Origin of the sequence: Streptomyces katrae (assembly GCF_000966975.1) — a bacterium.
GTDB classification, from domain to species: Bacteria; Actinomycetota; Actinomycetes; order Streptomycetales; family Streptomycetaceae; genus Streptomyces; species Streptomyces katrae.
Genome location: NZ_JZWV01000745.1, coordinates 1 through 10,494 on the forward strand (window position 1 = coordinate 1; position 10,494 = coordinate 10,494).

Consider the following 10,494-nt stretch of genomic DNA (forward strand, 5'->3'; position numbering starts at 1 on the left):
CACCACCCCTGTCCCCACCCCTCCCCCGACGGCGAACCCGTCCACCGAGCGCCTCCTGCGCGTCACCCGCAGCGGCGGTTTCGCGGGACGGACCCGGACCCTCCTCGTCAACGGGGACGGGTCCTGGACCCTCCTCGGCGAGCAGGACAAGGACCTGCGGAAGGGCCGGCTCAGCCCCTCCGCACTGGAGGATCTGCGCACCGCGCTCCGCGAGGCCGACTTCGCGCACCTGCCCCGCACCGCGACCGCCGATCCGCCGGTGTACGACGGGTTCACGTACTCCTTCGTCCATGGCGGTTTCGAGGTGTCGGCCGACCAGACGGCGCTGCCTGCGGCCCTGTCCCGGGTGCTGGGGGCCCTGCCCGGATTCGACGCCGCCTGAGGAATCCAGGATGAATCTCTGATTCCGGATGCCGTCGGGTCCTGTCCGAACCCTCCATGGCCGCAGGCCGGTGCCTCCTCTACGCTGCACCCCAGCCATCACGCGGATCATCAGGGGCGGGACATGGAACAGACGCACACCACCCACAACGGCGCCGCGGCCACTCCAGGTGCCCAGCGGCGCGTGCTGGTGGTCGAGGACGACCGCACCATCGCCGACGCCATCTCGGCCCGGCTGCGGGCCGAGGGCTTCCAGGTGCAGACGGCCTACGACGGGCCTGCCGCCGTCGCGGCCGCCGAGAGCTGGCTGCCCGAGCTGCTGGTGCTGGACGTCATGCGACGGGCTGGAGGTGTGCCGGCGGGTGCAGGCGCAGCGGCCGGTCCCGGTGCTGATGCTGACCGCCCGGGACGACGAGACCGACATGCTGGTGGGTCTCGGGGTCGGGGCGGACGACTACATGACGAAGCCGTTCTCCATGCGCGAGCTGGCGGCACGGGTGCACGTGCTGCTGCGCCGGGTGGAGCGGGCCACGCAGGCCGCGACCGCCCCGCGCGGGGCGACCCTGCGGCTGGGCGACCTGGAGATCGACCACGCGCAGCGGCGGGTCCGCGTCCAGGCCGAGGACGTGCACCTGACGCCGACCGAGTTCGACCTGCTGGTGTGCCTGGCCGGGACCCCGCGGGCGGTGCTGTCGCGGGAGCAGCTGCTGGCGGAGGTGTGGGACTGGGCGGACGCCTCGGGCACCCGTACGGTCGACAGCCACATCAAGGCCCTGCGCCGGAAGATCGGGGCGGAGCGGATCCGTACGGTCCACGGCGTCGGGTACGCCCTGGAGACCCCGGCGCAGTCGTGAGCGGGGGTCGCCCCGACGGGGGGCTCCGGCCCTTCTCGCCGTTCTCGATCAAGACGAAGCTGGGCACGCTCGTCGTGGTCTCGGTGTTCATCACCACCGGTCTGCTGATGGTGGCGCTGCGCACGGACACCGAGGTGCGGTTCATCACGGTCTTCTCGGTGATCGCCTCGATGCTGATCACCCAGTTCGTGGCGCACGGTCTGACGGCGCCGCTGGACGAGATGACGACGGTCGCCCGGGCGATCTCGCACGGGGACTACACGCGCCGGGTGAGCGGGGCGGGGCGCCGTGACGAACTGGGTGATCTGGCGTCGACGATCAACCGGATGGCCGGTGATCTGGAGGCCGAGGACAGGCACCGTCGAGAGCTGGTCGCGAACGTCTCGCACGAGCTCCGGACTCCGATCGCGGGTTTGCGGGCGGTGCTGGAGAACGTGGTGGACGGGGTCTCGGAGGCCGATCCGGAGACCATGCGGACGATGCTGAAGCAGACGGAGCGGCTCGGCCGGCTGGTGGAGACGCTGCTGGACCTGTCCCGGGTGGACAACGGGGTGGTGCCGTTGAAGGCCCGCCGGTTCGAGGTGTGGCCGTACCTGTCGGGGGTGCTGAAGGAGTCGGGGCTCGCGGCCGCGGGGCGGCCGGGGCTGGCTTCCGGTTCGGGCGGGCACACCCGTAACGACGTGCATCTCCACTTGGACGTGCATCCTCCGGAGCTGACCGCGTACGCGGATGCGGAGCGGCTGCACCAGGTGGTGGCCAACCTGATCGACAACGCGGTCAAGCACAGTCCGGCGCACGGCCGGGTCACGGTGCGGGCGCGGGCCGGGGACACGCCCGGGAGCCTGGCGCTGGAGGTCCTGGACGAGGGGCCGGGGATTCCGGAGGCGGAGCGGCACCGGGTCTTCGAGCGGTTCAACCGCGGGGCCTCGGGCGGCGGCGACGGGGGCACGGGGCTGGGGCTGGCGATCGCCCGCTGGGCCGTTGGCCTGCACGGAGGGGAGATCCGCGTGGCCGAATCGTCACGTGGTTGCCGAATCCTTGTCACCCTTCCGGGCAGCTCGCAGGTGCTGTCTTGACGTAGGGTTCGAGTGGGAAGGACATGATCTCGGCCACACGTGCCCGGGGTCGGCAGGGGTGCGAGGCCTTGGGGGTCGCAACCTCGCTGCCCCCTACCCGAACCACGCTTGTTTCCCGCCATTCCACGTGGCGAAACCCGCCGTTCGGTGTGACCTGCGCGACGGAAGTCCCGCCCGGCCTGCATTGCACCGCCCGGGAGGCGTAGCCTTTATTCCCGCTGTCCATACCTTGTGAAGCGGAAGAGGGCGGTTGCCGCCGTGTCGCCACAGTCCCCCAGTAACCCGAGCACCACGACCGACGCAGCAGAGGGCGGGAAGAACCCCGCCTCAGGCTTCGGCGCGAATGAGTGGCTCGTCGACGAGATCTACCAGCAGTACCTCCAGGACCCGAACTCGGTCGACCGGGCCTGGTGGGACTTCTTCGCCGACTACAAGCCGGGGGGCGCTGCCGCTCCGGTGAAGTCTGACGGCCCCGGTCCCGAGAAGTCCACGACGACGGATGGCGCCTCCGCACAGGCCGCCACCGCCCCCGTCGGGATCCCGCAGGCCGCCGACGCCGCCACGGGGGCGGCGCCCGCCGCGTCTGCCCCCGCCGCGACCACACCCGTGTCAGCTCCTTCCCCTGCTCCTGCCACTCCCTCTGGTGCCCCTGCTGTGACTGTCACCCCTCAGGCCCCGGCCGCCGCACCGGCCGCGCCCGCCCCTCAGGCTCCGGCTCCGGCCGCCACCACCCCGGCTCAGAAGGCCGCGCCCGCCACCGAGGCCCCGCAGGGCCCCGAGCTGGTGACGCTCCGCGGCCCCGCCGCCGCCGTGGCCAAGAACATGAACGCCTCCCTCGACGTCCCGACGGCCACGTCCGTCCGCGCCGTCCCGGTGAAGCTGCTGTTCGACAACCGCATCGTCATCAACAACCACCTCAAGCGCGCCCGCGGTGGGAAGATCTCCTTCACCCACCTCATCGGCTACGCGATGGTGCAGGCCATCAAGGCCATGCCGTCGATGAACTACTCCTTCCAGGAGAAGGACGGCAAGCCGACCCTGGTCAAGCCGGAGCACGTGAACTTCGGCCTCGCGATCGACCTGGTCAAGCCGAACGGCGACCGCCAGCTCGTCGTCGCCGGCATCAAGAAGGCCGAGACCCTGAACTTCTTCGAGTTCTGGCAGGCCTACGAGGACATCGTCCGCCGCGCCCGCGTCGGCAAGCTGACGATGGACGACTTCACCGGCGTCACGGTCTCCCTGACCAACCCCGGCGGCCTGGGCACCGTGCACTCCGTGCCCCGCCTGATGCCCGGACAGTCGGTCATCATGGGCGTCGGCTCCATGGACTACCCCGCCGAGTTCCAGGGCACCTCGCAGGACACCCTGAACAAGCTGGGCATCTCCAAGGTCATGACCCTGACCTCGACCTACGACCACCGGGTCATCCAGGGCGCGGCCTCCGGCGAGTTCCTGCGCATCGTCGCGAACTTCCTGCTCGGCGAGGACGGCTTCTACGACAGCGTCTTCGAGTCGCTGCGGATCCCGTACGAGCCGGTCCGCTGGATGCGCGACATCGACGCCTCGCACGACGACGACGTCACGAAGGCCGCCCGCGTCTTCGAGCTGATCCACTCCTACCGGGTCCGCGGCCACGTCATGGCCGACACCGACCCGCTGGAGTACAAGCAGCGCAAGCACCCCGACCTCGACATCACCGAGCACGGCCTCACCCTGTGGGACCTGGAGCGCGAGTTCGCCGTCGGCGGCTTCGCCGGCAAGTCGATGATGAAGCTGCGCGACATCCTCGGCGTGCTGCGCGACTCGTACTGCCGCACCACCGGCGTCGAGTTCATGCACATCCAGGACCCGAAGCAGCGCCGCTGGATCCAGGACCGCATCGAGCGCGCGCACTCCAAGCCGGAGCGCGAGGAGCAGCTGCGCATCCTGCGCCGCCTGAACGCGGCGGAGGCCTTCGAGACCTTCCTGCAGACGAAGTATGTCGGCCAGAAGCGCTTCTCGCTGGAGGGCGGCGCGTCCGTCATCCCGCTGCTCGACGCCGTCATCGACTCGGCCGCCGAGGCCCGCCTCGACGAGGTCGTCATCGGCATGGCCCACCGCGGCCGCCTGAACGTCCTGGCGAACATCGTCGGCAAGTCGTACGCGCAGATCTTCCGCGAGTTCGAGGGCAACCTCGACCCGAAGTCCATGCACGGCTCCGGCGACGTCAAGTACCACCTGGGCGCCGAGGGCACGTTCACGGGCCTGGACGGGGAGCAGATCAAGGTCTCGCTCGTCGCCAACCCCTCGCACCTGGAGGCCGTTGACCCGGTCCTGGAGGGTGTCGCCCGCGCGAAGCAGGACGTCATCGGCAAGGCCGGCACGGACTTCACCGTCCTGCCCGTCGCCCTGCACGGCGACGCCGCGTTCGCCGGCCAGGGCGTGGTCGCCGAGACGCTGAACATGTCGCAGCTGCGCGGCTACCGCACCGGCGGCACCGTCCACGTCGTCATCAACAACCAGGTCGGTTTCACCGCCGCCCCGGAGTCCTCGCGTTCGTCGATGTACGCGACCGACGTGGCCCGCATGATCGAGGCGCCGATCTTCCACGTGAACGGCGACGACCCGGAGGCCGTGGTCCGCGTCGCGCGGCTGGCCTTCGAGTTCCGCCAGGCGTTCAACAAGGACGTCGTGATCGACCTCATCTGCTACCGCCGCCGCGGTCACAACGAGTCGGACAACCCGGCGTTCACGCAGCCGCTGATGTACGACCTGATCGACAAGAAGCGCTCGGTGCGCAAGCTGTACACCGAGTCCCTCATCGGTCGCGGCGACATCACGCTGGAAGAGGCCGAGCAGGCGCTGCAGGACTTCCAGGGCCAGCTGGAGAAGGTCTTCGCGGAGGTCCGCGAGGCCGCCACGCAGCCCGCGGGCGCCCCCGTCGCGCCGGCGCAGACCGCTCAGGAGTTCCCGGTCGCGGTGAACACCGCGATCTCGCAGGACGTCGTCAAGCGGATCGCCGAGTCCCAGGTCAACATCCCCGAGGGCCACACGGTCCACCCGCGTCTGCTGCCGCAGCTGCAGCGCCGCGCGGCGATGATCGACGACGGCACCATCGACTGGGGCATGGGCGAGACCCTGGCCTTCGGTTCGCTGCTGATGGAGGGCACCCCGGTCCGCCTGTCCGGCCAGGACTCCCGCCGCGGCACCTTCGGCCAGCGCCACGCGGTCCTCATCGACCGGGAGACCGGCAAGGACTACACGCCGCTGCAGCACCTGTCGGACGACCAGGCCCGCTACAACGTCTACGACTCGCTGCTCTCCGAGTACGCGGCCATGGGCTTCGAGTACGGCTACTCGCTGGCCCGTCCGGACGCGCTGGTGCTGTGGGAGGCCCAGTTCGGTGACTTCGTCAACGGCGCGCAGACCGTCGTCGACGAGTTCATCTCCTCGGCCGAGCAGAAGTGGGGCCAGACCTCCGGCGTCACGCTGCTGCTGCCGCACGGCTACGAGGGCCAGGGCCCGGACCACTCGTCCGCCCGCCCGGAGCGCTTCCTGCAGCTGTGCGCGCAGAACAACATGACGGTCGCGATGCCGACCCTGCCGTCGAACTACTTCCACCTGCTGCGCTGGCAGGTCCACAACCCGCACCACAAGCCGCTGGTCGTCTTCACCCCGAAGTCGATGCTGCGTCTGAAGGCGGCGGCGTCGAAGGCGGAGGAGTTCACGAGCGGTTCGTTCCGTCCGGTCATCGGGGACACCACGGTCGACCCGAGCGCCGTCCGCAAGGTCGTCTTCTGCGCGGGCAAGGTCTACTACGACCTGGAGGCCGAGCGGGAGAAGCGCGGCATCACCGACACGGCGATCATCCGCATCGAGCGGCTGTACCCGCTGCCGGGCGCGGAACTCCAGGCGGAGATCGCCAAGTTCCCGAACGCGGCGAAGTACATCTGGGCGCAGGAGGAGCCGGCGAACCAGGGTGCGTGGCCGTTCATCGCGCTGAACCTGATCGACCACCTCGACCTGGCGGTCGGCGCGGACATCCCGGCGGGCGAGCGACTGCGGCGCATCTCGCGCCCGCACGGTTCGTCCCCGGCGGTGGGCTCCGCGAAGCGCCACCAGGCGGAGCAGCAGCTGCTGATGAACGAGGTCTTCGAGGCGTAGTCGCTGACGCGACCTGCACGGAGACGGAAGGCCCGGCCCCCACTCGGTGGGGCCGGGCCTTCCGGCACATCCAGCCTCGCCGGCGATTGAGGGCGGGGTCCGGGGCGGACCCCCAGCAGCGGCGCCCCGCCCGGCGTGCCCGTACCGCCCGGCCAGGGCTACGGCTGCGGTTCGAAGTCCCAGTAGGGCCTCGTCTGCTGGCGGGCCGAGACCGTGTGGACGTGTTGGGGGCCCAGGGTGCGGGTGAGGGCCTTGAGGCCGGCGTCCTCGTGTTTGGCGGCCTCCGCGTCCTCCCGTACCGAGCGGAGGTCGGCGGCCAGGGCGATCTGGGCGCTGAGGGTCATGGGGTGGTCGGGGCCGAGGACCTGTTCGGTGGCGCGCAGCGTCTCGCGGCTGAGTTCGAGGGCGGAGTCCAGGCGGCCGGTGATGTTGCGGTGGCCGGTGGCGTTGAGGGCGCAGCCCAGGGTCCAGGGGTGGCGGTCGCCGAGGGCGCCGCGCATGCCGACGAGGGCCTGTTCGGCCAGGTTCAGGGCCTCGTTGCGTTCGCCCTGGGCACGCAGCACCAGGGCCAGGTTGCCGACGGTGCCGATGCTGTAGGGGTGGGCGAGGCCCAGCTGTGTCTGGTAGCCGCGGACGACCTCCTCGGAGATCCGGCGGGCCTCCTCGATGTCCCCGTACTCGCGCAGGTAGGTGGCGTAGTCGGAGGCGACCATCAGGGTCCAGGGGAACTCGGCGCCGAAGACGCGGGTGGAGCGTTCCAGGACGCTGCGCAGGCGGGCGCCGGCGCCGGGGATGTCGCCGGTGCGGCGCAGGCACTGGCCGAGGTTGTGTTCGGCGCGCAGGGTCTGCGGGTGGTTGGCGCCGAGGACCTGGAGGTGCAGTTTGAGGCCCTGTTCCTGGCGGGCGAGCGCTTCGCGGTAGCGGCCCATGAGGCGCAGGCCCATGGCGCAGCCGATGCCGGAGGAGAGGGTGGCGATGTGCCGGACGCGCAGGACGCGTTCGCGGCGGCGCAGGGTGTCCAGGTCGGTGTCGTAGGCCTCCTGGTAGCGGCCGAGGAGGCGCAGGGCGACGGCGACGTTGTTCTGGGCGTTCAGGGTGGTGGCGTCGTCCTCGCCGAGGAGTTCGCGGTAGCTGGTGAAGGCGTGTTCGAGGAGGGCGCGGGCCTGGTCGAACTTGGCGGTGCTGAGCAGGACGCCGGCGTAGGTGCTGGTGGCGCGGAGGGTCTCCAGGTCGCGGTCGCCGCGTTCGGCGGTGAGCCGGTCGGCGACCTGGCGGGCGAGGGCCTCGGCCTGGCGGAAGTGGCCGAGCATGCGCAGGGCGCCGCCGTAGTGGTAGCTGAGTTCGCGGACCTGGTCGTGGTCGTCGCCGAGCATGGCCCGCCAGACGTGGTCGGTCTGTTCGGCCAGGCGCAGGCAGGTGCGGTATTCGCCGGCCAGGATCAGGAAGCGCAGGCAGTGCAGCAGGAAGTTCTGGATGCGGGGGTTGGTGCTGGTCAGCACCCCGGCGGGTTCCAGGTGGGGGATGAGTTCGGCGTAGCGGGGCCAGAGCCGGGAGTCGGTGGGGCGGCCGGGGTCGGCGGCGGCGAGGACCTGGCGGACGGCGCGGGAGAGCTGGTCGGCCTCGTCCTCGGCGAGGTTCTCACGGACGATGTTGTGGACCATGCGGTGCAGCTGGACGGTCTCCAGGCCGCCGCCCTCCTCGACGGACAGGTCGGAGTACTCCAGGCGGACGACGGAGAACTGGACGAGTTTGTTGAGGGCGGCGTTCCAGCGGATCTGGTCGTTGACGATGCCCGCGAGGTGTTCGGGGACGTCCTCGGCGGGGAACTCGCGCAGCAGCCGCAGCGGGACCCGGCCGGGGGCGAAGAAGACGAACAGCCGTAGCAGGGCGAGGGCGTCGGGGAAGTTCTCGCGGACGTTGTTGAGGAGTATCGCCAGGGCGGTCGGGAAGGGCAGCGGGTAGTCGTCGGAGAGGGTGACGGCCTCGTGGGAGTCGAGGCGGCGCTGGAGGAGGGCGAGGTACTCGCCGACGCCGAGCGGGGAGTCGGCGAGCCAGCCGGCGGTCTGGTCGAGGGCGAGGGGGTAGTCCTCCAGGGCCTCGGCGAGCTGGTCGGCCTCCTCGCCGGTGAGGCGGCGGGCCCGGCGGCGGATGAAGGTGATGGACTCGGGGCGGGCGTAGAGGGGGACCTCGACGAGGCTGGTGTGGCGGGCGGCCCATTCGCGGTTGCGGTGATGATGACGTCGCCGGCGCCGGAGGGCAGCAGGTCGGTGAGGTCGTCGGGGTTGTCGCAGCCGTCGAAGACCACCAGCCAGCGGTGGTACGGGGAGCCGCGCCGCAGGGCCTCCAGGACGGCGCGGATCTGCTCGCCGTAGCTGCCGGCGCCGCGTGGCAGGCCGAGTTCGGGGGCGAGGTCGGCGAGGCGTTCGCGGAGGGTGGGGCGGTCCTCGGCGGGGACCCACCAGACGACGTCGTACTCGGAGGCGAAGCGGTAGGCGTACTCGGTGGCGACCTGGGTCTTGCCCACGCCGGACAGTCCCAGGAGGGTGACGGTGGAGGCGCCGGGCGGGGCTTCGGTGAGGGCGTCGCGCAGTCGGCCGATGACGTCGTTGCGTCCGGTGAAGCGGGGGTTCCGGCGCGGGACGCGGCCCCAGATCTCGGGCGGGTCGTTGGGGAAACGGGGGCCTCGGCGGCCGCTCTCGGTGCCGATCCGGTCGGTGGGCAGGTCGAGGCGGCGCAGGACGCGGTACTCGGCCTCGTAGGCGTCCAGGCCCCACAGGTCGGTCTTCTCCAGGGTGGCGACGGCGCTGGGCAGCGGGGCGTCGGTGAGGCAGACGGCGGCGAACCGGTCGGGGTGGGCGGCGGTGACGGTGCGCAGGGCGGCGTTCCACTCCTCGTCGGTATGGGTGCCCACGGAGAAATAGCGTTCGCTGAGCACGACGAGGACCTTGCCGCCCGCACGGGCGAGGTCGTCGAGGGCCTCGGTGATGCCGGGCCCGGTCTGCGGGTCCCAGCGCTGGAGGGCGACGCGGTGGCCGTGCTCCTCCAGGCGGTGGGCGATCCACGCCGCCCAGGGGCGGTTGAAGCCGGCGAAGCTGATGACGAAGCGCTGGGTCTGGGCGGCTCCGTCGCGGTCGTGGCGCGTACCGGTACCGGTCATGCGGCCGTCTCCCTGGGGTGTCCGGGCGGTGGACGGGTGCGGGGCGGTGCGGGGGCGCTGCCGCGGGCCGGGGGTGCCACGGCGGCGGGGCTTGAAAGGTACCGCAGCGGACGGCCCGTCAGGCCCCTGTGGACGCGGCGAGTTCGGGGTGCGCCGCGCACCAGGCGAGGCGTTCGCGTTCGAGGGCGCGGCGGGCGGTGGCGTACCGGTCGCCGGGCGGCGGCAGCTCGTCCATGGCCCGTTCGGCGTCGGTCATGCCGTCGACGAACTCCCGGCCGGCGAGGGTCAGTCGGGGGTGGTCGCGCAGGACGGGCAGGACGGCGGCCACCTGGGCGCGGATCCGGGCGTGCTGGGCCCAGGCGCCGCGGGCCCCGTACAGGGCGGCGCGCTGCCAGTAGCCGGCCAGGGCCAGGTGGGCGTACGTGCCGTGCAGCAGCCCCTCCAGGGGGCGCGGGTCGGTGCGCCAGGGGGCCCAGTGGCGGGGGGTGCGGTCGGCGGTGTGGAGGGTGAGGACGTCGGTGAGGGCGGCGAGCTTGCCGTGCTGCACCTCGTGGACGAGGGTCGCGGCGAGGGCGGGCGGGGACTGGCCGCGGGCGAGGACGGAGCCGGCGGCTGCGGGGAGGGTGGCGCCGCTGGAGCGGGCGCCGCCGCCGAGCGGGACGACGGAGCGCAGCAGGCGGGCCGCCTCGTCGGCGCGGGCGGAGTCGTAGCGTTCGAGGAGGGTGAGGGCGCCGGTCCACTGGGTGTCCCAGCGCTTGTGCCCCTTGGGGGTGAGCCGGCGGGCCGGGCGGACGGGGGCGGGGTGGCCGGCGGCGGGGGCCCGGTAGGGGTCGAGGTCGTCGAGGGAGGCGCGGCCGCCGGGCAGGGGGGGCAGGGGGAGGAC

Annotated in this window: 5 protein-coding genes and 2 pseudogenes; 4 read left to right on the plus strand and 3 right to left on the minus strand. The window is 71.9% G+C overall.

The features are described 5' to 3' along the window. The 4 genes and pseudogenes from VR44_RS25700 to VR44_RS25715 form a co-directional block, all read left to right on the plus strand. Positions 1-382: hypothetical protein (locus VR44_RS25700; RefSeq protein WP_045949973.1), on the plus strand; the 382-nt coding region annotated here is incomplete at its 5' end. A 123-nt stretch (positions 383-505) separates the two neighbouring features. Then, a pseudogene (locus VR44_RS25705) lies at positions 506-1,235 on the plus strand (response regulator transcription factor). Beyond that, a complete protein-coding gene (locus VR44_RS25710) occupies positions 1,232-2,311 on the plus strand; it encodes a HAMP domain-containing sensor histidine kinase (protein WP_045949974.1) in 1,080 nt (359 codons plus the stop codon). The pseudogene VR44_RS25705 and the gene VR44_RS25710 overlap by 4 nt, the downstream one beginning before the upstream one ends. A 258-nt stretch (positions 2,312-2,569) precedes the next feature. Further along, complete coding sequence (locus tag VR44_RS25715; RefSeq protein WP_045949975.1) at positions 2,570-6,454, plus strand: multifunctional oxoglutarate decarboxylase/oxoglutarate dehydrogenase thiamine pyrophosphate-binding subunit/dihydrolipoyllysine-residue succinyltransferase subunit; 3,885 nt, start codon at positions 2,570-2,572, stop codon at positions 6,452-6,454. A 158-nt stretch (positions 6,455-6,612) separates the two neighbouring features. On the opposite strand, the gene fxsT is transcribed toward VR44_RS25715, so the two are convergent. The 3 genes and pseudogenes from fxsT to VR44_RS25725 form a co-directional block, all read right to left on the minus strand. After that, positions 6,613-8,913, minus strand: a complete 2,301-nt coding sequence (gene fxsT, locus VR44_RS25720; protein WP_342669391.1) for an FxSxx-COOH system tetratricopeptide repeat protein — start codon at positions 8,911-8,913, stop codon at positions 6,613-6,615. Positions 8,914-9,254: 341 nt separating this feature from the next. Beyond that, positions 9,255-9,611, minus strand: a pseudogene (locus VR44_RS48905) (toll/interleukin-1 receptor domain-containing protein); the annotation flags it as partial. Between the two features lie 118 nt (positions 9,612-9,729). After that, a partial coding sequence (locus tag VR44_RS25725; protein WP_045949976.1) for an aKG-HExxH-type peptide beta-hydroxylase occupies positions 9,730-10,494 on the minus strand: 765 nt, incomplete at its 5' end.